General features: G+C 60.9%; 18 protein-coding genes. 4 read left to right on the forward strand and 14 right to left on the reverse strand.

All coding sequences use genetic code 11. From position 1 onward, the window contains the following. Window positions 1-4: 4 nt before the first annotated feature. The gene (gene fahA / locus HBJ59_RS13120; protein ID WP_167663779.1) at window positions 5-1291 is read right to left on the reverse strand and encodes a fumarylacetoacetase; all 1287 of its coding nucleotides are present in this window, start codon (window positions 1289-1291) and stop codon (window positions 5-7) included. A gap of 3 nt (window positions 1292-1294) precedes the next feature. Next, window positions 1295-2578 carry a homogentisate 1,2-dioxygenase gene (gene hmgA / locus HBJ59_RS13125; protein WP_167663780.1) on the reverse strand — a complete coding sequence of 428 codons (1284 nt, stop codon included), beginning with the start codon at window positions 2576-2578 and terminating at the stop codon, window positions 1295-1297. Window positions 2579-2697: 119 nt separating this feature from the next. Between hmgA and HBJ59_RS13130 the strand changes: the two genes are divergently transcribed. Then, entirely contained in the window at window positions 2698-3486 is a 789-nt protein-coding gene (locus tag HBJ59_RS13130) for an IclR family transcriptional regulator (RefSeq protein WP_167663781.1), read from the forward strand. A gap of 155 nt (window positions 3487-3641) precedes the next feature. Here the strand turns inward: HBJ59_RS13130 and HBJ59_RS13135 are convergent, their stop codons facing one another. The 7 genes from HBJ59_RS13135 to HBJ59_RS13165 all read right to left on the reverse strand — a co-directional run bounded on the left by HBJ59_RS13135 (window position 3642) and on the right by HBJ59_RS13165 (window position 15676). Further along, a complete protein-coding gene (locus HBJ59_RS13135; RefSeq protein WP_167663782.1) occupies window positions 3642-6122 on the reverse strand; it encodes a LuxR C-terminal-related transcriptional regulator in 2481 nt (826 codons plus the stop codon). A 240-nt stretch (window positions 6123-6362) separates the two neighbouring features. Further along, window positions 6363-7730 (reverse strand): DUF1329 domain-containing protein, encoded by a 1368-nt coding sequence (locus HBJ59_RS13140; RefSeq protein ID WP_167663783.1) that lies wholly within the window; start codon window positions 7728-7730, stop codon window positions 6363-6365. A gap of 26 nt (window positions 7731-7756) precedes the next feature. Continuing rightward, window positions 7757-9547: a DUF1302 domain-containing protein gene (locus HBJ59_RS13145; RefSeq protein ID WP_167663784.1), complete on the reverse strand. Its 1791-nt coding sequence runs from the start codon at window positions 9545-9547 to the stop codon at window positions 7757-7759. A 484-nt stretch (window positions 9548-10031) separates the two neighbouring features. Further along, the gene (locus HBJ59_RS13150; protein ID WP_076017726.1) at window positions 10032-10943 is read right to left on the reverse strand and encodes an SDR family oxidoreductase; all 912 of its coding nucleotides are present in this window, start codon (window positions 10941-10943) and stop codon (window positions 10032-10034) included. Window positions 10944-11899: 956 nt separating this feature from the next. Further along, the gene (locus tag HBJ59_RS13155; protein ID WP_167663785.1) at window positions 11900-13198 is read right to left on the reverse strand and encodes an FAD-binding oxidoreductase; all 1299 of its coding nucleotides are present in this window, start codon (window positions 13196-13198) and stop codon (window positions 11900-11902) included. Further along, window positions 13195-14283 carry a polyamine ABC transporter substrate-binding protein gene (locus tag HBJ59_RS13160; protein WP_167663786.1) on the reverse strand — a complete coding sequence of 363 codons (1089 nt, stop codon included), beginning with the start codon at window positions 14281-14283 and terminating at the stop codon, window positions 13195-13197. The genes HBJ59_RS13155 and HBJ59_RS13160 overlap by 4 nt, the downstream gene beginning before the upstream one ends. A 34-nt stretch (window positions 14284-14317) precedes the next feature. Continuing rightward, the gene (locus HBJ59_RS13165) at window positions 14318-15676 is read right to left on the reverse strand and encodes a glutamine synthetase family protein (RefSeq protein ID WP_167663787.1); all 1359 of its coding nucleotides are present in this window, start codon (window positions 15674-15676) and stop codon (window positions 14318-14320) included. A gap of 140 nt (window positions 15677-15816) precedes the next feature. On the opposite strand from HBJ59_RS13165, the gene HBJ59_RS13170 reads away from it, so the two are divergent. Then, window positions 15817-16728 (forward strand): helix-turn-helix domain-containing protein, encoded by a 912-nt coding sequence (locus HBJ59_RS13170; protein WP_167663788.1) that lies wholly within the window; start codon window positions 15817-15819, stop codon window positions 16726-16728. A 135-nt stretch (window positions 16729-16863) separates the two neighbouring features. Here the strand turns inward: HBJ59_RS13170 and HBJ59_RS13175 are convergent, their stop codons facing one another. Genes HBJ59_RS13175 through HBJ59_RS13185 form a run of 3 tightly spaced genes read right to left on the reverse strand, consistent with a single transcriptional unit; the run spans window position 16864 to window position 20000 of the window. Continuing rightward, complete coding sequence (locus HBJ59_RS13175; protein ID WP_167663789.1) at window positions 16864-17967, reverse strand: acetoin dehydrogenase dihydrolipoyllysine-residue acetyltransferase subunit; 1104 nt, start codon at window positions 17965-17967, stop codon at window positions 16864-16866. Continuing rightward, window positions 17964-18983 carry an alpha-ketoacid dehydrogenase subunit beta gene (locus HBJ59_RS13180; protein ID WP_167663790.1) on the reverse strand — a complete coding sequence of 340 codons (1020 nt, stop codon included), beginning with the start codon at window positions 18981-18983 and terminating at the stop codon, window positions 17964-17966. Before HBJ59_RS13180 ends, HBJ59_RS13175 begins: the two co-directional genes overlap by 4 nt. Before the next feature lie 39 nt (window positions 18984-19022). Further along, window positions 19023-20000, reverse strand: a complete 978-nt coding sequence (locus HBJ59_RS13185) for a thiamine pyrophosphate-dependent dehydrogenase E1 component subunit alpha (protein WP_076015754.1) — start codon at window positions 19998-20000, stop codon at window positions 19023-19025. 310 nt (window positions 20001-20310) lie between these two features. Here HBJ59_RS13185 and HBJ59_RS13190 point away from each other — a divergent pair, with 310 nt between their 5' ends. Continuing rightward, entirely contained in the window at window positions 20311-22176 is a 1866-nt protein-coding gene (locus tag HBJ59_RS13190; RefSeq protein ID WP_076015755.1) for a sigma-54-dependent Fis family transcriptional regulator, read from the forward strand. A gap of 68 nt (window positions 22177-22244) precedes the next feature. Here HBJ59_RS13190 and HBJ59_RS13195 read toward each other — a convergent pair whose 3' ends face one another. Together HBJ59_RS13195 and HBJ59_RS13200 are read right to left on the reverse strand one after the other, a co-directional pair. Next, on the reverse strand, window positions 22245-22727 hold the full coding sequence (locus HBJ59_RS13195; protein ID WP_218585807.1) for a C39 family peptidase: 483 nt from the start codon (window positions 22725-22727) through the stop codon (window positions 22245-22247). 497 nt (window positions 22728-23224) lie between these two features. Continuing rightward, the gene (locus tag HBJ59_RS13200; protein ID WP_167663792.1) at window positions 23225-24004 is read right to left on the reverse strand and encodes an acetoin reductase; all 780 of its coding nucleotides are present in this window, start codon (window positions 24002-24004) and stop codon (window positions 23225-23227) included. Between the two features lie 190 nt (window positions 24005-24194). On the opposite strand from HBJ59_RS13200, the gene HBJ59_RS13205 reads away from it, so the two are divergent. Further along, on the forward strand, window positions 24195-26339 hold the full coding sequence (locus HBJ59_RS13205; protein ID WP_167663793.1) for a TonB-dependent siderophore receptor: 2145 nt from the start codon (window positions 24195-24197) through the stop codon (window positions 26337-26339). Window positions 26340-26346: the final 7 nt, after the last annotated feature.

Below are 26346 nucleotides of genomic sequence, written 5' to 3' on the forward strand. Positions count from 1 at the left end.
CCTCTCAGCGCGCCGCGACCACGGTACCCCGGCATTCGCCGAAGCCGATGGAGGCAAACCCGTCGCGGCTGCAGCGCGCGCGCAGGATGATTTCGTCGCCGTCTTCGAGGAATTTACGTACTTCGCCGGAGGCCAATTCGATCGGCTTTTTACCGCCCTCGGTGATTTCCAGCAGGCTGCCGAACTGACCGGCTTCCGGCCCCGACAAGGTGCCCGAACCAAACAGGTCGCCGGCCTGCAACTGGCAGCCGTTGACGCTGTGGTGCGCAACCATTTGTGCGACGGTCCAGTACATGTGTTGGGTGTTGCTCAGGGTCAAGCGATGGGCCGGCAGGTTCTGCTCACGCATCGAGGCGGTGGTCAGCAGTACTTCCAGTTCGATATCAAAACCACCGGCGGCCTGGTCGCGCTTGTCCAACAGGTACGGCAGGGGTTGCGGGTCGCCTTGAGGGCGCGCCGGTTGTGCCTTGCGGAACGGCTCCAGGGCTTCAGCCGTCACCACCCATGGCGAAATGCTGGTGATGAAACTCTTCGACAGAAACGGGCCCAGCGGCTGGTATTCCCAGGCCTGGATATCCCGCGCCGACCAGTCGTTGAGCAGGCAGAAACCGGCGATATGATCAGCGGCGTCACCAATGGCAATCGAGTCGCCCATGGCATTGCCCTGGCCGATCCAGATGCCCAGTTCCAGCTCGTAATCCAGGCGGGCGCAGGGGCCGAAGGTCGGCTCGGTTTGACCGGCTGGCAGAGTCTGGCCTTTAGGGCGGCGAACGTCGGTGCCCGACGGACGAATCGTCGACGCGCGGCCGTGATAACCGATCGGCACGTATTTGTAGTTGGGCAGCAGCGGGTTATCGGGACGGAACAGTTTGCCGACGTTTTGCGCGTGCTCGATGCCGACGTAGAAGTCGGTGTAATCATTGATTTTGGCCGGCAGGTGCATCTGGCAAGCGGCAGCCGGGTGCAGCGCTGCTTGCAGTTTGCCTTGCAGGTCGCTGCCTTCCGCCAGCAGTTCCAGCAGGCGCTCGCGCAGGGCCACACGCGGGCCACGGCCCAGTTCAAAAAACGCGTTCAGTTGACCGCCAGCGGTGGCTTCAACCGCACGGCGAGCCTCACCGTCAAAAAATTCCAACGCGGCATGCAGATCGAAAACATGATCGCCGATCGCCACGCCACTGCGCGGTTCAGCGCCGTTAACGCTGAACACACCCAAGGGCAGGTTTTGCAGCGGGAAATCCCGGTGACCGTTGGCGGAAGCCACCCAACTGCGGGTGAGATTAGGCTGAGTCATGGGTTATCTCCGATTCGGGTTGAAGGTTGCAGGGAGCGAGGCCCAGCAAGCGTCGTAAGAAGGTTGCAGCTGTGAGCATTCCAGCGCGAATTGTGTAGGACGCAGCACCTGGCTGGTCTCGAACATAAAGGCCATGGTGTTATCAATCTTGTGGGGCTCAAGCGTCGCGTTGATGGCCTTGGTGCAGGTCTCGCCATCCGGGCCATGGGCGCTCATGCAGCTGTGCAACGACGCGCCGCCGGGCACGAAGCCTTCGGCCTTGGCATCGTAGGCGCCCTGGATCAGGCCCATGTATTCGTTCATCAGGTTGCGGTGGAACCACGGTGGCCGGAAGGTGTTTTCGGCGACCATCCAGCGGGGCGGGAAGATCACGAAGTCGAGGTTGGCCAGACCGTGCACGCTGGTGGGCGAGGTCAATACGGTGAAGATCGACGGGTCCGGGTGATCGAAACTCACGGTGCCGATGGTGTTGAAGCGGCGCAGGTCGTATTTGTACGGCACGTTGTTGCCGTGCCACGCCACCACGTTCAGCGGCGAATGGTCCAGCTCGCAGCCCCAGAGTTCACCGAGGAATTTCTGCACCAGCGTGGTCGGTTGCTTGAGGTCTTCGTAATGGGCGACGGGGGTGAGGAAATCCCGTGGGTTGGCCAGGCCATTGCTACCGATCGGCCCGAGGTCCGGCAGGCGCAGTGGCGCGCCGTGGTTTTCAGCGACGTAGCCGCGGGCTTGTGCATCCAGCAACTCGACGCGGAATTTCAGGCCGCGTGGCAGCACGACAATTTCCAGCGGCTCGACGTCCAGCACACCCAGTTCGGTGGCGATACGCAGGCGGCCCTGCTCGGGAACGATCAACAGCTCGCCGTCAGCGTTGAAGAACACCCGGTCCATGGAACGGTTGGCGCGGTAGTTGTAGATGCTGATGCCTGAGGGCTTTTCCGACCCCGAGTTGGCGACCATGCCTACAAGCCCATCGATGAAATCTGTCGGCTCAGCGGTAATATCCAACGGGTTCCAACGCAGGCGATTAGGCGTCACAGCCCCAAGCGGGCCACCGGCCAGTTGCCGCTCCAGCTTGACGAACGCCGGGTGATTGGCCGACGGCTGGATGCGGTACAACCAGGTGCGCCGGGCTTCGCTGCGGGCCATGGTGAAGGCAGTGCCGGAGAAGAGTTCGGTGTACAGCCCGTAGGGCGCTTTTTGCGGAGCGTTCTGGCCGACCGGCAGTGCGCCGGGCAAGGCTTCGCTGGCAAATTCATTGCCGAAGCCTGATTGGTATTCGAGGGTCATGGATCGTCCTCTGAGCGGAAGTTGTTTTTATCGTAATCCAGTTACGCATAACGTAATTTGATACCTGTTGACCGTCAAGCTATAAAGACGCCCATTCGTCTTTCGGATTCATGCCTTCCATGGAAAAGCCGCCCGCCCCTCGCGACACCGGTAAACAGAAAGTCCGCTCGGCTGAAGTGGGCACCGACATCCTCAAGGCCCTGGCCGAACTGTCGCCGGCCACCTCGCTGTCGCGCCTCGCCGAACATGTGCAAATGCCGGCAAGCAAGGTCCACCGCTATTTGCAGGCGCTGATTGCCTCCGGTTTTGCCGAACAGAACACCGCCACCAACCATTACGGCCTGGGCCGCGAAGCCTTGCGCGTGGGTTTGGCCGCACTGGGCAGCATGGACGTGCTGAAAGTCGCCGCCCTGCCCCTGGCGGAACTGCGGGACGAGTTGAATGAAACCTGCTTCCTGGCCGTTTGGGGCAACCAGGGCGCGACCGTGGTGCACATCGAGCCGGCGGTGCGCGCGGTAACGGTGGTGACGCAATTGGGCTCGGTGTTGCCGCTGCTCAGTTCATCCACCGGGCTGGTGTTCAGCGCGTTTCTGCCGTCGCGGGAAACCGTGGAGTTGCGCGAGCGGGAGATTCAGGCGGGCATCGCCCATGCGTTGGCGGATGACCAGGCCTACGCCACCGCTTGCGAGCAGATCCGCCAGCGTGGCCTGCACTTTGTGCACGGTTTGCTGATGCCGGGTGTGGACGCATTGTCGGCACCGGTGTTCAACGCGGTCGGGCAGGTGGCGGCGGTATTGACCGTGGTGGGGCCGACGTCGCTGTTCCATGCCGACGAAGACGGCCCGGCGGCGAAGCGTTTGTTGGCGGCAACCCAGGCGGTGAGTTGGCGCATGGGTTATCAGCCCTGACTCCCAGTATCAGGCACACAACAAAGCAAAATGTGGGAGCGGGCTTGCTCGCGAATGCGGTCTGTCAGTTAAAGCATCAGTGACTGATACACCGCATTCGCGAGCAAGCCCGCTCCCACATTTGATCTTCATTGTTTGAGAAAGGGCGCTTGGCTTCAGGCCATCAATCCCAAGGTTTTGGCTTTCGCCACCGCCTGGGTACGCCGCTCCACCCCCAACTTGCTATGAATCCTCCGCGCATGGGTTTTCACCGTGTGCAGCGAGATAAACAACTGCCCGGCAATTTCCAGATTGGAATTGCCTTGGGCAATCAATTGCAGCACCTCAAGCTCGCGCTGGCTCAGAGGGTTTTCCCCCGCCGTCGCCAGGCACTCTTGCGGCTCCAGCCCCAACGCACTCAACAACCCCGGCTGCCTGAGGCGCAACTCGCGAATCGCCTGTTGCACCTGGCATCGTCCTGCCAGTCCCAACCCGGTTTCCAGTGAGCGCACGGCCAATGGTCGATCGCCGACTTGCCAGGCCACTTCCCCCAACACCAAGTGCAGCTCCGCTTCCAGGCACAGCATGCCGCGCTGACGGGCAGTTTCCAGCAATGCACTCAGGCGAGCGATAGGCTCTTCGGCGCGGCGCAATTTCACTTCCGCCAGCACCTGCAAATACTCAAGTCGTGGGATCAATTCAAGGGTGGCCGGCGGCGCCTGTTTGGCCTTCGGGCCACGGTAGTGCCGCAGCACGCGGGTCACCGCTTCCAGGGTCAGTTCGGCGCGGCCCTGTTGCAGCCAGAAATGCCCGCTGAGCAACAGCAACACGGCGCGGTACACAGTGTCGGGCACCTGGCGTTGCTGCATCAGGCGCTCGGCGTCCCGCAACTGGATAAACGCCTCGGCGTAATCGCCTTTGTTGGCGGCCAATAAAGCCAGACCGAGGTAGCCATAAAGCACGCGTTTGTCCTGGCTGTGCAGGCACATGCCCAGGCCGGATTCGAAGCATTCGGCGGCCACGGCGTCGTGCCCCTGGCGCAAGGCCAGATGCCCACGCCGCAAGGAAATCCGCCCCATCAACGGCCCGGCTTTAAGCCGCTGTTGCACGAGCATGCGCTGAACGTTTTCCAGCAGGCTCTGGGCCCGATACGGCGCACCGCGCTGCTCCAGCAACTGCGCATGATCGAGTTCCAGCAACGCCTCCAGCAGCAACGAGCCATGGGAACGCGCCAGGCAAAGTGCTTCACGGTTCAACGACTGGGCGACGTCCAACTCGCCACGCAGCAAGGCTTGCTGGGTCAGGCCCGACAGGCACATCAGGCGCGAGGTCCAGGCACTCTCGGGCAAGTCTTGCAGGGCTTCCAGAAAATGTTCCCGGGCGCGTACGGCTTCGCCTCCCAGGTGCAACAACCAACCCCATTGCGCCTGCCAGCGGGCCAATAGATAGCGCTGCGAATGCGCAGTCGGTTGCGGGGTGAAACGCGCCAGTTGATCGATACATAACGCTGCCTGGTCAAAGCGCCCGGCAAACAGCAACGCCGCCGTTACCAGGCCCACCAGCTGCGCCGAACCCAGCATCAATTCATCGCCATGCTGCTCATGCAGGCGCAACAAAAGCACCGCATTTTGCTGGCGGAACAGGTCTTCAAAACTGAAGTGCTGCAACAGGCTCACGGCCACTTCGTACTCTTCGGCCAGCAGCGCCTGCTCAAACGCGGCTTGCCAGTCCTCGGCGGCGGTAAACCACTGGCAGGCGCGACGGTGCCAGGAGCGCTTGGCCGGCCACGGTTCGTCGAGTAACAGTTGCGCCAGCGGCGGGAAGATTTGCAGCCAGTCGGTGGAGTCTTCCCAGGGTTCGATAAAGGCGCCCAACGTCTGCAAGTCACGCAGATAATCACCGAAGCCGAACAGGTGATCACACAGGCTCGGGTTGAAACGTGGCAAGTGCGCAAGCACGCGCCAGGCTTCGGCCAGCTCCGGCGCCAGGCCGCTGAACAGCTCGTGTTGCAGGTAGTCGAGCAAGGTTTTTTCGGGGTGCCCGTCGCTCTCAAGCAATGCGATGCGCACGCCGGCGCACCAGCCGGCGCTGAACTTCAGCACCTTGTCGGCGCAGGGCCCGGCCAAGTGCTGAATCTCGGTGTGATCAAACGCCAACTCGGCTGCGTTGCACTCCCACAACTCATCGTCGAGCAACAGCCGTGGCCAGTTGCACGCCGGCCGCCGCCGCGCGCCAATCCACCAGGTTAAAACGGGACTGCTGGCCGCCAGAATGCGATCGAGCAGCGCGTCCAGTTCAGGTGCCGGCACCCGGCAGAAGTCATCGAGAAACAGCCAGGCCGGCGCTTGCCAGCGGTTGAGGGCCAGCAGCAGCGTGGGTTCATCGACAAACACCAGTCCGAGGGTTTGGGCCAGACGCTGACACAAATCCAGGGCCGCCCCATTCAGCGGCAACCAATACACCTGGCAATCCGCAGGTGCCTGCAATGCGCATTCGGCAAGCAACGCGCTCTTGCCACTGCCGGCCGGGGCGCAGAGCAGCTTCACCCGCGCCGAGGCGTTGAGCAACGGCCCGGACAAACGCGGGCGCAACAGATGATGGGGAGACAAGCGTGGCATGAATCCAGGACGATCCAGACAACGGGTCATGGCGGTCATTACTGCGTCCCTGTTTTTTATTATTAGGCGGCGTGCGCCCTACCCTAGTCCTGTGTCTGGCGGTTGTTGAGGAGTATTCAGCAGGCTGATTACCGGGCATATGTTCCAAAGGTGGAACACCGTAAATGTGGGAGCGGGCTTGCTCGCGAAGGCGGAGTGTCAGTCACCGGATATATTGACTGATACACCGCTTTCGCGAGCAAGCCCGCTCCCACAGTTTGACCCTGTTCCAATCAGGTTTTAGCGCACGCCTTCAGAACGCAATGCCGCCGGCGTGTAGTCCGCCGCCTTCGCCGCAAAGCCGAACACAAAGCTGCTCTTCTCTTCGCTCTTCATCCCCAAGGCGATGTAGCGTCCGGCGATGATGTCGTACAGGGTCTCGACGGTGTAGGCCGGCACCTGGTGGTCGTAGTAGAACTGCGCGTGACCTTCAGCGACACGCCACAGTTGGCCACGGCCGTCGTAGTGGTCCACCAGCGCCACTTGCCAGCTGTCTTCGTCGATGTACATGTGGCGCTTGGCGTAGATGTGCCGCTCGCTCGGTTTTACGGTACCGATCACTTCCCAGACCCGGTGCAGCTCGTAGCGGGTCAAATCCTGGTTGATGTGGCCGGCCTTGATGATGTCATCGTACTTGAGGGTCGGCGAGTCGAGCTTGTAGCTGTTGTAGGGGATGTACATCTCCTTCTTGCCCACCAGCTTCCAGTCATAGCGGTCCGGGGCGCCGGAGAACATGTCGAAGTTGTCCGAGGTGCGCAGGCCGTCGGCCGCGGTGCCCGGCCCGTCGTAGGCCACTTGCGGCGCACGGCGCACCCGGCGCTGGCCGGCGTTGTAGACCCAGGCCAGGCGCGGCTCCTTCACCTGGTCGAGGGTTTCATGCACCAGCAGTACGTTGCCGGCCAAGCGCGCCGGGGCAGTCACCGATTGTTTGAAGAAGGTCAGCACGTTGGCGCCCTTGACCGGGTCCATGTCCGGTATCAGCTGCGGCACGGCCACTTCTTCTTCGAAACGGATCGGCGTGTAGCTGCCGTTGGTCTGCGGCGTGGCCTGGGTGATGATGCGGCGCAGATTGCCGCCGTGATAACGGGTGATGTGGTTCCACAGCACTTCCACGCCATTTTTCGGAATCGGGAAGGCGTAGTAGCGGTTACCGGTGAAGTTTTCCAGGCCATTGCCGTCGTTGATCGCATGCACGTTCAACGCGCTGCGCTTGATCGACTCGTAGATTTCCGGTGGCAAGTTGACCGTGCGGTGGGTCGGGTACACCGGGATCTTGTAGGTTTGCGGGTAGCGCTTGAACATCGCCACCTGGCCTTCGGACAGTTTGTCCTTGTACTTGTCGACCGTGGCGGCGGTAATCACGAACAGTGGTTTTTCACTGGCAAACGGGTCGGCGAGGAAGCCTTTGCTGTCCACCGCCCCGGCGTTTTTCGGGATACCACCGGTCCATGCCGGGATCGAGCCGTCAGCGTTACCGGCCTTTTCGGCACCCACCGGAGTCAGGGTGGTGCCAAGCTTGGCCGCTTCTTCCGGCGACACCGCGGCCATCACGTTGGCCGCCAACAGGCTCAGTGCCAACACGCCGCATTGCAGAATCATCTTGCGCATAGTCTTTTGTCCTTCTTTAAGCCAAATCAGAAGTTCACGCCAAAGCTGAGGGCGATGAAGTCGCGGTCGGTGAGGGTGTTGTAGTCACCGCCAAAAAAGTCGGTGTAGCTCAGGCTCGCGGTGTAGGTGTTGCGGTAGTCCGCGTCCACGCCAACGCTGAGGGCCTTGGCGCCTTCGTTGAACAGGCCGTTGGGGCCGTAGCCGCTGACGTCCTGGGACCACGACAGGTTGGGCTTGAGGTTGACCCCGGCGAACACGTTGTTGTAATCGAGGATGGCCCGGGCGCGATAACCCCAGGAGTTGGCCGTGACAAAACCGTCGGTGTCGCCGCCGAAGCCGTATTGGCCGTAGACCGAATCGCGGCCATAGCGCAGCTTGGATTTCGCCTCCAGCCCGCCGACGTGCACGAAAGCCGCTTCGCCCACCAGGGTCAGGCGTTCAGCGCCCAGTACCTGGTCGAAGAACTGGGTCATGGTGCTCTGGATCTGGGTGATTTCCTTGCGGCGATAGCCAGCGTTATCGGAACCGAAGGAACTGGCGATCGGTGACGCGGCGTTACCGGCAATCGGGTTGACCAAGGCCAGCGTCAGGTCGGTGGTGTTGAGTTGTACGGGGGCATTCGGGCGGTAGCTGATTTCGCCGGTCCAGGCCGTGCCGGTGGGCAAGGTGGTCGAGAAGCTGGCACCGAACAGGCGGATGTTTTCCGGGTAGTCGAGGTAATACTGGCCGCGACCAAGCATCGTGCTTTGCGCCAGCCCAGACCCGGAACCCGGTGCAATCCCGTTGGCGGCATTGACGATACGGCCAATGGTTGCCAGGTTGGTGTTGGCGGTGATGGTACCGACGGTGGGCGTGCGGCTGTGATAGTTCATGAAGTACAAGCCGTACTCCGTGTCATCCCCAAGCCAGCGCAGCGCCATCCCGAACTGGCCGCCATCGCGCGCCTCGCGGTCTTTTGCACGCTGCACCACCACGCCTTCGTTCGTGACCTGGAAGCCCTGGCCAAACGCCGCCGCCACTGGTTGCAACGGCGCAATCGCCGGGCTGCCGACGGTGTAGTTGCCGTTGCAGCCATGGGCCACCACGTCGTTGCCGAAGAAGGTGCCGCAGTTGTCCACCACGGTGTTTTCCCAGTTCAACTGGTAGAAACCTTCAACGCTCAACTGGTTGGTGAGGCTTTGGGATGCAAACACCATGTTGACCGGAATCAGCCCTTCCTTGATCTCGGCGCCGGGCCGGCGGAAGGCGGAAACGTCGATGGGGTTGATGCTGTTGATGGAGTTGCCGATGAACGTACTTTCACCCCAGCTGACCACCTGCTTGCCGACGCGCACGTTGCCCGGCAAATCGCCGATGGAGTAGTTGTGATAGACAAACGCGTCGAGTAATTCGTAGCCGGAAGAGCGTGCGCCCTCGTCCCGGTGGTTATTGCTGATCTGCTTGAATTCGCGGTCTTCGTCCTGCAGTTCGAAGTCGTACCAGTACTTGCCGCGCACGAACACGCCGCTGTCGCCGTACTTGAGCTCCAGGTCGTGGATGCCCTTGAAGATCTTGGAGAAGGTCTCGCCCTTCTTGAAGTTCAGGCGACCGTCATCGCCGGTGGAAGCCTGGCCCGTTCCGCCGTTGGGAATACCCACCAGCTTCTTGTCGGCGTCGCGCATGCCCCAACTGGCACCGACCGACAGCGAGGAATCGAATTGCCCTTCGATCTCGCCGATGTTGAACGAAACAGCCTGCGCCTGGGCACAGCAACCCAAAGCAACCGCAGCGGCCAGCGCCTGTGGCCTGAAGATGGCGCGCATTGTTGTTCTTGTCATGCGTCTTCCCCGGTGGTGTGACAGAAGGCCCCACCCTACTGCCCGCGATCAGGAGCGATAAGCGCACCAAGGAGGTATTCGTGTTGTCGCTCGAAAGGATGAAAGGGCGCTCTGGCCGGGGTATTGGCGAGGGTATGGACGAGATGGATGGAGGATTATCAGGAGGATGGATAGGGAGTTATTGCCACTGTTGCCAGTTTGGTAACAGTCCTTGTCTCGAATCGCTATTTTTCATTCTGTAACAAAAGCCTATTCTTGCTTGGCTTTCAGGGCAAACCGCCCGCTTCCAGAACCTGGAAGAACAGCAAGTTTTTATGGATTGATCACTATTTTCAATCTGTTACCCGCGTTCACTGACGTTGATTTATTGCTCCTTGATCAAACGTCTTACTTCAGCCGCTGCCTTTGCAGCGGCTTTTTTTATGCCTGAAATAAACCGGGGCGCCATGGCGCCCCGACTGATTAAAACTTTTTCATGCAACGATCACAGGCTGTATTTCTGCAGATTGGCCATCATCTCTTTCAAGGCTTCGATGTTGTCCTTGGGGTGAGCGGCCCCGTCGAAATCGCAGATTTGCTGCCAGTGGGCGGCGACGTCATCCGGCGAGAACCCTGCTTCAGGGTCGAAGCCAACCCCCAGGCTGCGCTCCCAGCGGGTCTTGCCGATCCAGCCACCGCCCACCTCGAATAGCCCGGAGGTTTCCTGGCATGCCTCGCTGCCCAGGTACACCACCAGCGGGCTGATCAATTCCGGCTTGAGGCGTTCGAAGACTTGCGGCGGGATCAGGCCTTCGGTCATGCGTGTGCCGCCGGTAGGTGCGATGGCGTTGACCAGGATGTTGTTCTTGCGGCCTTCCAGCGCCAGGGTGCGGGTCAGGCCGTACAGGCCGAGTTTGGCCATGCCGTAGTTGGACTGGCCGAAGTTGCCGTAGATGCCCGAGGTCGAGGCGGTGAAGATCACGCGGCCGTAGGCTTGCTCGCGCAAGTGTGGCCATGCGGCGCGGGTGACTTTGTAGGCGCCTTCGACGTGAACGCGGTAGACCAGGTCCCAGTCGCTGTCTTCCATTTTGTGGAAGGTTTTGTCCCGCAGGATGCCGGCGTTGTTGACGACGACGTCGATGCGGCCGAAGGCGTCGAGGGCGTTCTGGACGATTTTGTCGCCGTCGGTGACGGAGTCGTGGTTGGCTTCGGCTATACCGCCTGCTTCACGGATTTCGGCTACGACGCGGTCCGCCGCTGAGGCGTTGGCGCCTTCGCCCTGGGTTGAGCCGCCAAGATCGTTGACCAGCACTTTGGCGCCGTGTTTGGCGAACAGGAGTGCATGGGCGCGGCCCAGTCCGCCGCCGGCACCGGTGACGATCACGACCTTGTCTTGGAACTGCACAGGCTCACTCATTGGGGACTCCAGGGGTGGTTAGGGGTGGATGGGTTGAGTGTCAGGCACGGGGCTTGTGGTCACAATAAATACGGTTGGGGGTGAATGGTGCGCGATAAGGCTGGGGGATGATTGGCGGGGCCTTGGGGTGAGTACATATCCGTTATTTGAGTGATGGCTTGTATGGGTTCCGCCCTTACGGCGGGTCACTTTTGAAAAGAGCCCAAAAGTAACCAAAAGGCTCTTGCCCCACCACTCGGCACCTCGCTTGAGCTCGGTGTGCCCGCACTCCGGCATTACTCCGCGGGCCGCCGCGACGGGGCGTCCCTGCCCCGTCGCGGCTAAACCGGCGTCCTGCCGGTTTACCCGCTCCGTAATACCTGCGTTCGGCCAGCGTGGTTTAACGGGGCGCCTAAGATCAAGATCAAAAGCAGATCAAGGGCACAGCGGCCTACCGGCCGGCTTGAGTGTGGTGAAGCAACAGCAAAATCAGAATCTAAAGCGGGCACGGTCCAAATGTGGGAGCGGGCTTGCTCGCGAAGGTCGTTAACGATGACGTTGGCATTCTGATTTAACGCGGCGCCCTCTGGTTCTTCGCGAGCAAGCCCGCTCCCACAGAAAAGCAGCCCTGCTTTCGCTCTGGATCTTGCCTCTGCTTCTAACACTCAAGCCGGCCTGTAGGCCGCTGTGCTCTTGCTTTTGATCTTGATCTGACTGCCCCATTCAGCCCGAGGCCGAACGCAGGCATTGAGGAGCGGGTAAACCGGCAGGACGCCGGTTTAGCCGCGCCGGGCCATGGATGGCCCGTCGCGGCGGCCCGCGGAGCAATGCCGGAGTGAGGGAACGCCGAGCCACAGCGAGGCGCCGACAGGCGGGGCAGAGCGTTTTGGTTACTTTTGCGCTTTTCAAAAGTGACCCGCTGTAAGAGCGGAACCCTAAGTGGCCGTTACCGAAAAAACGGATATGTACACAACCAATCACCCCACCATCTCCCGCACCCGATACCACAACATCCCCAACGCCAACAGCGGCGAACGCAACACCCTCCCCCCAGGAAACGTCATATGCGGCACCTGACTGAAAATATCCAACCCCCGACTCTGCCCAGCCTGAATCCCCTCAGCCAACAACCGCGCACACCAGTGAGTCACGTTCAACCCATGCCCCGAATACCCCTGGGCATAAAACACATTCGGGTGCTGCTTCAACCGCCCCACCTGCGGAAACCGGTTAGCCGTAATCCCAATCTTCCCCCCCCACTGAAACTCAATCGCCGTATCCACCAGTTGCGGAAAAACCTTGAGCATCTTCGGCCGCATATACCCCGCGATGTCCACCGGATCACGCCCCGAATAATGACAAGCCCCCCCAAACAACAACCGTCGATCCGCCGAAAGCCGGTAATAATCCAACCCCACTTTCTGATCACACAACGCCAGATTCTGCGGAATCAACTGATCAGCCACCCCAACCGACAGCGGCTCGGTCGCAATGATATAGCTCCCCGCCGGCAACACCTTGCCACTCAACTTCGGCTCCAGCTCTTCCAGATGCGCATTACACGCCAACACCAAACTGCCAGCGCGCACCGTGCCAAACTCGCAACGCACCTGCACCGTATCGCCATGAACCAACTCCAGCACCGGGCTGTTTTCAAAGATCCGCACCCCAAGTGATTCGGCCAAAGCCGCCTCCCCCAACACCAGGTTCAGCGGATGCAAATGCCCGGACCCCATGTCCACCAAACCACCGGCATACATACCTGAGCCCACGATTTGCGCCATATCCTGCGGCGCCACCAGCCGGATTTCAGGCGCATACCCCAAGGCCGCCAGGCTTTCCAGCTCCCCCTGAAACGCCGCGAACTGCGCCGGCGTATTCGCCAACTCACAAAACCCCCAGCGCAGGTCACAGTCAATCCCATGCTCGCGAATCCGCTCCCCGACCAGCGCCACCGAATCGATCCCGGCCTGCTGCAGGTAACGCACGCCCTCCTCACCCACGTACTTGGCAAAGCCCGATACGTCATGCCCAATCCCGCGAATCAACTGCCCGCCATTGCGCCCACTGGCACCCCAGCCAATCCGCCGGGCCTCCAGCAAAATCACCGATAGCCCACGCTGGGCCAATTCGATGGCGGTATTGACCCCGGTGAACCCACCGCCGATCACACACACATCGGCCGTCAGGTCTGCCCCCAGCGCTGGGCGCTGGGGCATGGCGTTGGCCGAAGCCAGGTAATAGGATCGGGCGTGGTCGGACGAGGAACGGTTCATTTGTTGGTCTTCACTTTGCTCCAGGACCGCGTCATCAAGCGCATGACGGCAGGCGTCGGGGTGGTGGAAATGTAGAGTTTGTCGAGCACTTCCTGGGACGGGTAGATCTCGGGGTTGTTCACCAGCTCTGGCGCCATGAAGACCTTGGCCGCCGGGTTCGGGTTGGCGTAGCCGACGCTGGCGCTGACCTTGGCGATCACTTCAGGGTCCAGCAAGTAGTTGATAAAAGCATGGGCCGCTTTCGGGTTGGCCGCGTCTGCCGGGATGGCCAGCAGGTCGAACCACAGGTTGCTGCCTTCCTTGGGAATCGAGTAGGCGATGTTCACGCCGTTCTTGGCTTCCTTGGCGCGGTTGGCGGCCTGGAACACGTCGCCGGAATAACCGAAGGCGACGCAGATATCACCGTTGGCCAGGTCCGAGATGTACTTGGAGGAATGGAAATAAGTGATGTACGGCCGCAGGGTCAGCAGCTTGGCTTCGGCTTGTTTGTAGTCCTCGGGATTCTCGCTGCGCGGGTCCTTGCCCATGTAGTTGAGGATCGCCGGGAACAGTTCATCCGCCGAGTCGAGGAACGCTACGCCGCACTCGTGCAGCTTCTTGATGTTCTCCGGTTCGAACAGCACGGCCCAGGAATCGATATGGTCGATGCCCAGCACCTGCTTGACCTTGTCCACGTTGTAGCCGATGCCGTTGGTGCCCCACAGGTATGGCACCGAGTGCTCGTTGCCCGGGTCGTTTTTCTCCAGCAGCTTGAGCAGCTTGGGGTCGAGGTTCTTGAAGTTGGGCAGCTGCGAGCGGTCCAGCTTGAGGAACGCACCGGCTTTGACCTGGCGCGCCAGGAAGTGGTTGGACGGCACCACCACGTCGTAGCCGGTACGGCCGGCAAGCAGTTTGCCTTCCAGGGTTTCGTTGGAGTCGAACACGTCGTAGATCACCTTGATCCCGGTCTTGGCCTGGAAGTCGGCCAAGGTGGTCTCACCGATGTAGTCGGTCCAGTTGTACACACTGACCGTCTGCGCGGCGTGGCCCGCGCTGCTGAACAACGCCGCCAAGGCCAGCGGGAGTAGCTTTTTCACCAGACGCATATCGACACCCCTATGGTTTTTTTAGTGTGGTTTCTCAGACGCTCAGCAGCAGGAACTCACGTTCCCAGGAGCTGATCACCCGCTTGAAGTTCTCGTGTTCGGCGCGCTTGACCGCGACGTAGCCGCGCACAAACTTGTCCCCCAGGTACTGCTTGACGGTGTCGCACTCTTCCATGCGCGCCAGGGCGTCTTCGATGGTGATCGGCAGCCTCAGGTTGCGCCGCTCGTAGGCGCGGCCTTCCACCGGGGCGCTGGGCTCGACCTTTTCGATCATGCCGAGGTAGCCGCACAGCAGGCTGGCGGCGATGGCCAGGTACGGGTTGGCGTCGGCGCCCGGCAGGCGGTTTTCCACGCGCATGGCGTCGGGGCTGGAGCTCGGTACGCGCAGGCCGACGGTGCGGTTTTCTTCGCCCCACTCCACGTTGACCGGCGCCGAGGTGTCCGGCAGGAAGCGGCGGAATGAGTTCACGTTGGGCGCAAACATCGGCAGCAGCTTGGGGATGTACTTCTGCAAGCCGCCAATGTGGTTCAGGAACAGTTGACTCTTGTTGCCATGCTCATCGACAAACACCTGCTTGCCGGTGGCGATTTCCACCACGCTCTGGTGCAGGTGCATGGCGCTGCCGGGCTCGTCGGCCACGGGTTTGGCCATGAAGGTGGCGGCAACGTTGTGTTTGAGCGCGGCCTCCCGCAGGGTGCGTTTGAACACGGTGATCTGGTCGGCAAGGTCGAGGGCATCGCCATGGCGGAAGTTGATTTCCATCTGCGCCGGGCCGTCTTCGTGGATCAGCGTGTCGAGGTCCAGGCCCTGGGCTTCGCACCAGTCGTAGACGTCTTCGAACAGCGGATCGAATTCATTGGCGGCATCGATGGAGAACGATTGGCGGCCACTTTCGGCGCGGCCGGAGCGGCCCAGCGGGGCCTTCAGCGGCAGGTCCGGGTCTTCGCAGCGCTGGGTCAGGTAGAACTCCATTTCCGGCGCAACAATCGGCTGCCAGCCTTGATCGGTATACAGCTGCAGGACTTTCTTCAGCACGTTGCGCGGCGACAATTCGATGGGGTTGCCCTGCTTGTCGAAGGTGTCGTGGATCACGATGGCAGTGGGCTCGATGGCCCATGGCACCACGTAGGTGGCGTTGGACACCGGGCGGCAGATCATGTCGATGTCGGCCGGGTCCAGCAGGTCGTAGTAGATGTCGTCGTCGACAAAGTCCCCGGTTACCGTTTGCAGCAACACACTCTCCGGCAGGCGCATGCCTCGCTCATGCAGGAACTTGTTGGTGGGCGAAATCTTGCCGCGTGCGATGCCAGTCAAATCACTGATCACGCATTCGACTTCGGTAATCTTGTGTTCTTTCAGCCAGGCGGACAGCTGATCGAAGGGGGCGTTCATAAGGACCTCGTCATGGGTTGGATGATGCGCCGCGGGCTTCCCTCGCCGCGCATTGAGGTCTATCTTGGGCCAGCCGTCCGACGGCATCTATCCACTTTGCACCAACCACAACGCACCAATAGAGTGCGCCCAGGTCACCCATGACACAGGCAACAGCTTTGCGCGTACAGGCCTTCACCACCGGTGACGTGGCCGCTCAATGCAGTGCGACACCCGGTTGGGTGCAGCAGTACCAGCAGATGTCCCCGGGGCATTTTGCCGGGCAGATCCGCTACCTCGACCTGCAAGGTGTCGAGGTGTATGAAGAGCGAATGAACACCCGTGTGGAGCAGAACTTCAACGCGCCACCGGGCTCCCTGGCGTTCTGTTTCGATGGCAGCGACAACGCGCTGTATGTGCTCAATGGCGAAAGCCGCAACACCTGGATCACCCCGGAAAACTACCGCGAAGTGGCGGTGGTGTTCGGGCCACAGTTCGTCCAGCGCCATGGCCTGGATGTGGCGAAGTTGGAGGGGTTGTTCATGGCCCCGCTCAACTCCCTGCAAAACGCCTTGTTCAGTCGCTGGCTCAGCGGCACGTTGACCCGACTGTCCGCCACGTTTGACCCGCCAAGTCGTGATGCCCTCACCCAACAACTCCTGGACGACTGCCTGTTCATCCTCGACAACGCCTGCGTGTGCCTGGACAAGGGTTCATTGCAGCGGCGCACCGAGGAGCGAATCATCATGGCGCGCATTGGCGAATGGGCGGCGGATGTGCCGGATGAAACCGTCAACCTGCTGGAGCTGGCGCGCATTGCCGGCGTGCCGTTGCGCCAGTTGCAGCAGGGGTTCAAGACGTACACCGGGATGAGCCCGGCGCAATGGTTGAGGTTGCGCCGGTTGAACAGTGCGCGGCGGGAGTTGTTGAACCCGCCGTCAGTGGACACCACCGTGGCGGAAGTCGCGATGAATTGGTCGTTCTGGCATTTGGGGCGGTTTTCAAACAGTTATCGGGCGTTGTTTCAGGAGTTGCCCAGCGAGACCCTGAAACGCCACCAAAAACACCGCTGACCTTTCTGATGATGGGATTTCTGTGGCGAGGGGGCTTGTCCCCCGTTGGGCTGCGAAGCGGCCCCAAAAAAAAGCGGGAGCGCTTCGCACTCCAACGGGGGACAAGCCCCCTCGCCACAAAAGCGCCCTTATTTTTCAGGAATATTTTTTGAGAAACGCCAGCATCAACTGATTCACCCGCTCCGCCGCCTCCAGCTGCACCATATGCCCCTGCCCCGGCAGTATCTCCACCTGAGCCTCCAGTTCCTGGGCATGGCTCGCTGGAATGATTGCGTCCTCACTGCCCCAGATCACCAGGCTCGGCTGCTGCCCGACAACATTGCGCAGGTCCGCCAACTGCCGACCACTACTGAACAACGCCCCGGTGATCTCGCGCAACGCCTGATCCACCCCCTCCAGCCGCTTGAACTTGAGCATGTCTTCCAGCATCTGCCGGGTCACCAGCGCCGGGTCGCTGAACAGTTGCACCAGTTGCGGCTTGAGTGCATTGCGATTATTGGCCTCGATAAAACCTTGCAGGTAATCACCGTTGATTTCCGTACCCAAGCCAGCGCTGGCAATCAGGGTCAACGACACCACACGCTGCGGTGCCAATCGCGCGATGTTCAGGCAAACCAGCCCACCCATCGAGTGCCCCGCCAGGTGCGCGCGGTCAATCTTCAGATGATCCAGCAGCGCCAACACCGCTTGACTCAACTCCTCGAGGTCGCCGGCTTTGAGGTACTTGCCCGACTCGCCATGCCCCGGCAAATCCAGCGCGATCACCCGCCGTTCAGCCGCGAGCACCGGGTGATTGAACAGCCAGTTATTCAGGTCGCCACCAAAACCATGGATCAGCACCAGCGGTGTGCCGCCCTCCCCGAGGTCCAGATAGCGCAACAAGCGCCCGCCCACTTCGACCTTATGTGCCGATGGCCCGCTGGCTTCAGCCTCGGCAGCATTGGAAACGAACCCCGCCTGGAACGCCTCGATCACTCCATCAATCTCGGCCTCGCTGGCCTCGCCTTCCACCACGATTGCCAGCAATGCCCCCACCGGCAAGGTCTCATCGCTCTGGGCCAACACACGCCGCAGCACTCCGCTGAATGGCGCCTCGACGCTGCTGGAGATCTTGTCGGTCTCGACATCCAGTACTTCCTCGCCCTTCTCCACCCGGTCGCCCGGCTGCTTGAGCCAGACATCAACCCGGCCCTCGGTCATCGACAGCCCCCACTTGGGCATGGTCAGTGTATGGATCATGCGGCGTTCCTCTTGTCGGTAATCTTCAGCACCGCAGCTTCGATCTTCGCCGCGTTGGGGATGTACAGGTCTTCCAGGGCATCGGAGAACGGCACCGGCGTGTGGGGCGCGGTGACCATTTCGATCGGCGCGCGCAGGAAGCTGAACGCGCGTTGCGCCACCAGAGCGCTGATATCCGTGGCAATCGAGCAGCGTGGATTGGATTCGTCGATCACCACCAGGCGCCCGGTTTTCTCCACGCTTTCAAGGATGCTGTCTTCGTCAAGCGGGCTGGTGGTGCGCAGGTCCAGCACTTCGCAATCGATGCCTTGGCGCGCCAGGTTGGCCGCGGCTTCCATGGCGATATGCACCATGCGCCCGTAGGTCACCAGGGTTACGTCATTGCCTTCACGCACGAAGTTGGCTTCGCCGAACGGCACGGTGTACAGCTCTTCCGGCACTTCGCCCTGGAGGCTGTAGAGCATTTTGTGTTCGAGGAAAATCACCGGATCGTTGTCGCGGATCGCCTGGATCAGCATGCCCTTGGCGTCATAGGGCGTGGCCGGGCACACCACCTTGAGCCCGGGAATATGGGTCCACATCGAGGTGAGCATCTGCGAATGCTGGGCGGCGGCACGCAGGCCGGCGCCGTACATGGCGCGCACCACCAGCGGCGTGGTGGTCTTGCCGCCGAACATGTAGCGAAACTTCGCCGCCTGGTTGAGCAACTGGTCAAGGCAGCAGCCGATAAAGTCGACGAACATCAATTCGCACACCGGGCGCATGCCGCGGGTGGCCGCGCCGACGGCCATGCCCACGTAGCCGACCTCAGAGAGCGGTGCGTCGAGCACGCGGTCGGGGAATTCCGGATACAGGCCCTTGGTGACGCCGAGCACGCCGCCCCAGGCGTCCTGTTCACCCGGTGAGCCGGTGCCGCCGGACACGTCCTGGCCGATGATGAACACGCTCTGGTCGCGGCGCATTTCCTGGGCCAGGGCTTCATTGATTGCCTGCTGATAGCTGATTTTTCTAGCCATGATGACTTCTCCACGGATTGTTTTTGTAGTGGGTGGCGGTTAGCGGTAGGCGACGTAGACATCACTGAGCAGGTCGGCGGCCTGGGGTTTTGGATCGGACTTGGCCAGGCGCACGGCGTCTTCGATCAGTTGCGCAACTTCGGTGTCGATGCGTTCGAACTGCGCTGCGTCGAGCCAGCCTTCGGCGGTGCAACGCTGGCGAAACAGGCTCAGGCAGTCGCCGGTTTCCCGCAGGTGCTTCACTTCATCCGGGCCGCGATAGGTTTGCGCATCGCCTTCGAAGTGGCCGTAGAAACGGCTCAATTTGACTTCCACCAGCGTCGGCCCTTTGCCGCTGCGGGCACGCTCTACCGCAACGCCGAGGGCGGCGTGTACGGCAAAAAAGTCGTTGCCATCGACGATCACGCCCGGCATGCCAAAGCCCACGGCGCGCTCGGCAATGTCCTTGCAGGCCACCGACCAGCCGGACCCGGTGGCTTCGGCATAACCGTTGTTCTCGGCCACGAACAGGCACGGCAGGTTCATGATCGAGGCCAGGTTCATGGCTTCAAACACAGCGCCCTCGTTGGAGCCGCCGTCGCCAAAAAACGCCACGGCCACACCCGCGCTGCCCTTTAGTTTCGCGGCCAGGGCCGCACCGGCTGCCAGCGGCGCACCGGCCCCCACAATGCCGTTGGCGCCGAGCATGCCCTTCTCCTGGTCGGCGATGTGCATGGAGCCGCCCTTGCCGCCGCACACCCCGGTTTTCTTGCCGTAGATCTCGGCCATCATGCCGAACACATCCACACCCTTGGCGATGCAATGGCCGTGGCCACGATGGTTGGAGGCGATGCAATCTTCATCGTTGAGGTGGGCCATGACCCCGGCTGCACTGGCTTCCTGGCCGGCATACAAATGCACGAAACCGGGGATCTCGCCGGTGGCGAATTCCACGTGCAGGCGTTCTTCGAAATCACGGATGGTGCGCATCACGGTGTAGGCATGGAGCAATTGATCGGTGGACAGGTGAGTGGACATCTTGTTGTTCTCCAGGTTGTCTCGACACACAAAAGGCTGGATCAGGCCAGCTGCAAAGCACTCAGCACGGCCTGTGCCAATCCGCTGGAAAACCTGGGAAAGCCTTGATCCAGAGCAGCTGCCGGAAGACCCGGGCATGCCACTGTGGCCCGTTCAATGAGACGCGCCGTTGCAACCTGCCCGCAGCGTCTCAGGCGGGATGAGACGCTGCGTCTCACCTCGGGCAGTTGGTCAGGCCGCCCTTGTTCCTCCCGGCCCATGGGCGCTTAATGGCGGGCATAACAACAAGGATCGAGAACCGGAGGCTTCAATGCTCGCCGTGAACTCCAAGGACCATGTCGACTGCGTCAGCCGCGTGGTTCGCAACGCCGACCGCCTGCCCCAGGCGCCGGTGCCGTCGCTGATTTTTGACTCCTGGCGCCGCTCCATGGAGCAGCACCACCTCGACCCCGGTTCCCTGCAAGGGCCGCGCATCCTCACCAGCACCCTGCTCAAGGAATGCCGCGAGCGCGCCGAGCTGTTCATGCGTATCGCCAGTGAGGAAGTCGGGCAGATTCATAACCGGGTGCGCCACGCCGATTACTGCGTGATGCTCACCGACGCCCAGGGCCAGACCATCGACCATCGCGTGGACGCCGGCATTCGTAACGACTGCCGCAAGGCCGGCCTGTACCTCGGCACCTGCTGGTCGGAAGCCGAGGAAGGCACCTGCGGCGTGGCCACGGTGCTGACCAGCAAGGCCGCGGTCACCGTGCACAAGCGCGACCACTTTCGCGCGGCGTTTATCGGCCTGACCTGCTCTGCCGCACCGATCTTCGATCCCCAGGGCAACCTGCTGGGCGTGATGGATGCCTCTGCCCTCAAGTCCCCGGATGATCGGCGCAGCCAGCACCTGGTGCGGCAGATGGTGGCGCAGAGTGCACGGGCCATCGAGAACGCGTTTTTCATGCACAGCGCCCAGCAGCATTGGGTGTTGCAGGCCCACAGCACGCCGGGTTACGTCGACAGCCAGCCGGACATGCTGCTGGCGTGGGATCAGGACGGGCGACTGCAAGCCTTGAACAGCAAGGCGCGGCAGGCCCTGAGGGTGCGCTTCGGACAGTTGCCGGAGCATATCGGCGAAGTGTTTGACCTGGACGCGCTGCGCGCCGTGACCGATCAATCGACGCAGCAATTGCACTGGCTCGGCGAACCGGGGGCGTTGCAGGTGCGGGTCAGCGCGCCACGGCGTAAAGCGGCGCGGGCGGTAACGTCCTTGGCCAATCAGATAGACCCGCGTTTTGAAGAGCATCTGCGCCTGGCCGTGCGGGTCAAGGACCGCAACCTGCCGGTGCTGGTCCAGGGCGAAACCGGTGCCGGCAAGGAAGTGTTTGCCCGCCAGTTGCATGAACGCAGCGCCCGTCGCGACGGCCCCTTTGTGGCGGTGAACTGCGCGGCGATCCCGGAAAACCTGATTGAGAGCGAACTGTTCGGCTACGTGGCCGGCGCCTTTACCGGTGCCTCCAGCAAGGGCATGACCGGGCTGCTGTTGCAGGCCGATGGCGGCACGTTGTTTCTCGACGAGATCGGCGACATGCCACTGGCGTTGCAGACGCGACTGCTGCGGGTGATGGCTGAAGGTGAAGTCGCTCCGTTGGGCGGGGCAAAAACCCGTGCGGTGGATATCCAGGTGATCTGCGCCAGCCATCGGGATTTGGCGGCGCTGGTGAGTGCTGGAAGCTTTCGCGAGGATTTGTATTTCCGGTTGGGCTGTGCGCGGTTCTGTGTGCCGCCATTGCGCGAGCGCACGGACAAACTGGCGTTGATCAATCGGCTTCTGGAGCAGGAGGCGCGGCACAACGGTGTAGCCGTGGGAATCGCAGCGGCGGCGCTGGAGTTGCTGCTGGGCTATGCCTGGCCGGGGAATGTGCGGCAACTGCGGCATGTGTTGGCGTATGCGTGTGCGGTGTGCGATGGCGGGACGCTTCAATTGGCGGATTTGCCAGTGGAAGTTCGCGGTGAGGTGGTTGCGGTGGAAGAGCAGGAAAGCGTGAGTCCGGAACGGCAGCTAGTGCTGGATGCGTTGATTCGGCATCGGTGGAAGCCGCTAGCGGCGGCGCAGGCGCTGGGGATTTCCAGGGCGACCTTGTATCGACGGGTTAACCAACTGGGAATCGATATGCCCGGGAAGCACTGACAAGCCCATCGAATGGCAGCTTATAGCTGCCTACCCCAGACAGGCGTTATCAAAAACCACTTCTACTCTTATCTAATTAAGATTCCTCGACCCGCAAAGTACCTTCCGAAGGACTCAACATTCATGACGACGTTTTCCTGCGAATGTGAGTTATGACCCGATGGGTTATGAAACTTCAGGAAGTCGTCAGTTGCGTCTGTTACCAATACAAGATGACCTCCTTTCTTTGGCGGCTCTTGCTCAGGCCATCGAATAGAAGGGTGCACAGACGCAATAAAGAAATGACCGTCAGTAAACATCGGCTTGATCTCCTCCGCAGAGATACCGGTGACAATCTGTGCCTTAAGACCAAATTCTTTATTTAACATCTCAATCGCCGGCGCGTAAATCATCCCATGGATACTTTCGCCATCGACTACGTAGGCTCCGTAGGCCAACGCCTTTTCCAGAAGGCTGAACGTTGAGTGAACGAGACCCGTCTTGGCGGCAAGAAGCATCTTAAGGCAGGCCATGCCACATACGTGATTAGCCCACAATGCATACTCATCCACGCATCGGGCTCCAGAGTTTATCCAAAGCGGATCCTCAGAAACCGTCTTCTCGCCAGAAATTATATCGGCAGCCAAAAGTCGGGATTCCCATTGGCAGAAATAAGGAACGCATGCGACCATAACTAAACCTCAGCCAGTAAAAACGGAATAAACTTTAAAAAACACACCACAGACACTACAAATATAAAACAATGAAACCCTATTCAGCACAACCCACTTCCATAAGTTTTTTCTGCTAATCCAAACTCGGTAACTGATTCCTACAGAAGATTCCTTAAAACTAGAACCGTCAATTCATTCAGCACTTACACTCCGCACTTATATATCTAGAGTCGCAAGCACGAGCACTGACACAGCACGGTAAAAAATGTGGGAGCGGCGGTGCGACGATTCGACTTGCTCGCGAATGCGGTGTATCAGTCTCTGGATATCTTGACTGAACCACCGCATTCGCGAGCAAGCCCGCTCCCACATTTTGACCGAGTGATTCTGCCGGGTCAGCGGTAGAGAATCCCACCATCAATCAACGGCGATTGCCCGGTCATGTAATCCGAATCCGGCCCCGCCAGGTACGACACCAGCCCCGCCACATCCTCCGGCGTTTCCGCCCGGCCCAACGCAATCCCGTCCACATACTTCTTGTACGTCGCCCCTACCTCGGCGCCGGTAATCTCGGCCATGCGTTTGTCGATCTCGACCCACATATCCGTGCCCACCACACCCGGGCAGTAGGCGTTGACGGTAATCCCGTCACTGGCCAACTCCCTCGCGGCGGCCTGGGTCAGCGCGCGCACGGCAAACTTGGTGGCCGAGTACACCCCCAGCAATGCAAAGCCCTCATGGCCGGCAATCGAGCAGGCATTGATGATCTTGCCCTTCTGCTTCAGCGACTTGAATTTCTTGCCCGCGGCCTCGATGCCCCAGAGTGTGCCCTGCACGTTAATGCGCAGCGTGCGGTCGACCTGTTCCGGAGTCACGTCCAGCAGTGCGTCAATCTGTGCGACGCCGGCGTTGTTGATGATGATGTCGAAGCCGCCCAGGGTCTGGTGGGCATGTTCCACCGCCGCGACCACTTGCTCCAACTTCGAGACATCGGCGACATACACCGAGGCTTTGCGCCCGAGTGCAACGACCTCGGCCGCCACCGCTTCAATCTTGGCGCTGTTGATGTCCACCAACGCAATGTCGGCGCCGTCCCGCGCCAGGCGCAGGGCGATGGCCCGGCCGATGCCTTGCCCGGCGCCGGTCACCAGTGCAACTTTTCCAGCGATACTCATGACGATCCCCTTCAACGGTGAGAGAAGCCTTGTCTATCGCAGTTGCCGGGGGCCGCTGTCGAGGAGCAGCAGGATTGATCTGCGGGCTGAGACGGGACGTCTCAAAGCGAACCATTCTCGAAAACTTGTAAAACGCCGCCGTTATGCCTAGCTTATGCGCCCTCCGCTCTGCGCTCTCAGGCCTTCCCCCATGGTTTTGCGTCTTCGCCCCGCTGTTCCTTCACGTTTTGCCCTCGGCCTGTTGCTCAGCGCAGGCATTGGTAGCAGCCAGGCGGCTGATATCGAGCTGTCGGAGGTGAAGGTCCAGGGCCAGGATGAATCCGGCTATAACAGCGACACCGCATCGGTGGGCGGTTTCGATGAGGCACCATTGCTCGACACGCCGGCCTCGATCGCGGTGTTCAACGAGTCGCTGATCAAGGATCAACAGGCGCGCTTGCTCAGCGAAGTGCTGCGCAATGACGCATCGGTGGGCGACAGCTATGCACCCATCGGCTACTACGAAAACTTCGTGGTGCGCGGCTTCTCGCTGAATGCTGCCAGCAGTTACAAGATCAATGGCCGCACCATCACCGGCGAGCAAAACGTTGCCCTGGAGAACAAGCAGCGCGTGGAGTTGCTCAAGGGATTGTCGGGCCTGCAAAGCGGGATCTCCGAGCCCAGCGGCGTGATCAATTACGTGACCAAGCGCCCGGAGGATGTGCGCTCGGTGACGGTGTCCACCGATGATCGCGGCAGCGGCTACCTGGCCACCGATGTCGGCGGCTGGTTTGGCAGCGAGCAGCAGTTCGGCCTGCGCGCGAACGTGGCCCATGAAGACCTCAACGCTTATGTCGAACATGCCAATGGCCACCGGGATTTCATGTCCCTGGCGTTCGACTGGAACATCAGCCCCGACGCGGTATTGCAGCTGGATGCCGAGTATCAGAACAAGCAGCAGCGCTCGGTGCCGGGTTATCAATTGCTGGGCGGGACCGAGGTGCCGCACAACGCGTCACCGAAAAAACTGCTGGGGCATCAGAGCGGCGCGAATCAGGTAGGGATCGATTCGCTGAACCTCAATGGCAAGTTTGAGTATCGCTTCAGTGACCAGTGGAAAGGCAGCGTGAGCGCGGCGCGCAGCAAGGTGGTGATTGATGATTACAGTTCGTTTGCGTGGGGTGGCGACACGGCTGGCAACGGTAATTACTTCAGCCCGGAAGGCGACTATGGCATCTACGACTTCCGCAGCCCGGATGACACCCGCCGCGATGATGAAATCCAGGCAACGATGACCGGGTTGTTCAATACCGGTGGGCTGGGGCATGAACTGACGTTTGGTACGAGCGCGTTTCGCCGCGTGATCGACAAGCGGGAATCGATCAACGAGTGGATCGGCACAGGCAACATCAATCAGGAGCCTGATAACTTTCCACGTTACGCCGGTGCATTGAACGACAGCCACCGCAACCTCGACAGCCGCCAGTACGGACTGTTCGTCACCGACCGCATCAGCTTCAACGAACAATGGCAGACCATCGTGGGCGGTCGCGAAGTACGTCTCGACGAAAAGGCGTTCAATAAAGACGGCAACGAGTCCCGCCACACTCAGCAGTATGTGTTCCTGCCCCAAGCGGCGCTGATCTACAAGCCGATTGAGAACCTGTCGCTGTATACCAGCTACAGCAAAGGCCTATCCCTCGGTGGACAAGCCCCTTGGTTTGCACTGAACAACGACGACACCCTCGCCCCAACAGTTTCCCGCCAGATCGAAGCCGGTGTGAAATACGACTGGCGCCGCATCAGCTTCGCCGCCGCGATCTTCCAGACTCGCCAGGCCTATCAATACGCCAAACCCGACGACGCAGGTACGTTCACCTACGTACAACAAGGCCAACAGAAGAACACCGGCCTGGAGTTATCCGCCAACGGCTGGGCCACCGAGCGCTTGCAGATCGCCGCCAGCGTCGCGGCCATCCGTGCACGGGTGACGGGCAGCGGCACGCCGGAATACGAAGGCCATCAGGCGATCAACGTGCCGAAACTGCGCGCCAGCCTGTATGCCGACTACGCCCTGCCCTGGGTCGACGGCCTGGCGTTGCTCGGCGGCGTGCAATACAGCGCCAACAAGTACGCCAATCGCACCGGTGATGTGGAAGTGGGCGACTACGCCATCGTCAACGTGGGCAGCCGCTACACCACCAAGCTCGATGGCTATGAGACGGTGTTTCGCCTGAGCGTCGACAACCTGTTCGACAAGCGTTACTGGCGTGACGCCGGCGAATACATGGGCGATGACTACCTGTTCCAGGGTGCGCCGTTGACGGCGCGCTTGAGTGCAACAGTTAACTTCTAGAAGAACA

This window comes from Pseudomonas sp. AN3A02 (assembly GCF_011765255.1).
GTDB lineage: Bacteria > Pseudomonadota > Gammaproteobacteria > Pseudomonadales > Pseudomonadaceae > Aquipseudomonas.

Excerpts from the sequence above, each read along its gene's own strand:
- HBJ59_RS13170 (WP_167663788.1), top strand. The coding sequence starts at position 15,817 with ATGACACAGGCAACAGCTTTGCGCGTACAGGCCTTCACCACCGGTGAC.
- HBJ59_RS13150 (WP_076017726.1), bottom strand. The coding sequence starts at position 10,943 with ATGAGTGAGCCTGTGCAGTTCCAAGACAAGGTCGTGATCGTCACCGGT.
- HBJ59_RS13185 (WP_076015754.1), bottom strand. The coding sequence starts at position 20,000 with ATGTCCACTCACCTGTCCACCGATCAATTGCTCCATGCCTACACCGTG.
- HBJ59_RS13200 (WP_167663792.1), bottom strand. The coding sequence starts at position 24,004 with ATGAGTATCGCTGGAAAAGTTGCACTGGTGACCGGCGCCGGGCAAGGC.
- HBJ59_RS13130 (WP_167663781.1), top strand. The coding sequence starts at position 2,698 with ATGGAAAAGCCGCCCGCCCCTCGCGACACCGGTAAACAGAAAGTCCGC.
- HBJ59_RS13180 (WP_167663790.1), bottom strand. The coding sequence starts at position 18,983 with ATGGCTAGAAAAATCAGCTATCAGCAGGCAATCAATGAAGCCCTGGCC.
- HBJ59_RS13160 (WP_167663786.1), bottom strand. The coding sequence starts at position 14,283 with ATGCGTCTGGTGAAAAAGCTACTCCCGCTGGCCTTGGCGGCGTTGTTC.
- HBJ59_RS13175 (WP_167663789.1), bottom strand. The coding sequence starts at position 17,967 with ATGATCCATACACTGACCATGCCCAAGTGGGGGCTGTCGATGACCGAG.
- fahA (WP_167663779.1), bottom strand. The coding sequence starts at position 1,291 with ATGACTCAGCCTAATCTCACCCGCAGTTGGGTGGCTTCCGCCAACGGT.
- HBJ59_RS13205 (WP_167663793.1), top strand. The coding sequence starts at position 24,195 with ATGGTTTTGCGTCTTCGCCCCGCTGTTCCTTCACGTTTTGCCCTCGGC.
- HBJ59_RS13135 (WP_167663782.1), bottom strand. The coding sequence starts at position 6,122 with ATGACCGCCATGACCCGTTGTCTGGATCGTCCTGGATTCATGCCACGC.
- HBJ59_RS13145 (WP_167663784.1), bottom strand. The coding sequence starts at position 9,547 with ATGACAAGAACAACAATGCGCGCCATCTTCAGGCCACAGGCGCTGGCC.
- HBJ59_RS13140 (WP_167663783.1), bottom strand. The coding sequence starts at position 7,730 with ATGCGCAAGATGATTCTGCAATGCGGCGTGTTGGCACTGAGCCTGTTG.
- HBJ59_RS13155 (WP_167663785.1), bottom strand. The coding sequence starts at position 13,198 with ATGAACCGTTCCTCGTCCGACCACGCCCGATCCTATTACCTGGCTTCG.
- HBJ59_RS13165 (WP_167663787.1), bottom strand. The coding sequence starts at position 15,676 with ATGAACGCCCCCTTCGATCAGCTGTCCGCCTGGCTGAAAGAACACAAG.
- HBJ59_RS13190 (WP_076015755.1), top strand. The coding sequence starts at position 20,311 with ATGCTCGCCGTGAACTCCAAGGACCATGTCGACTGCGTCAGCCGCGTG.
- hmgA (WP_167663780.1), bottom strand. The coding sequence starts at position 2,578 with ATGACCCTCGAATACCAATCAGGCTTCGGCAATGAATTTGCCAGCGAA.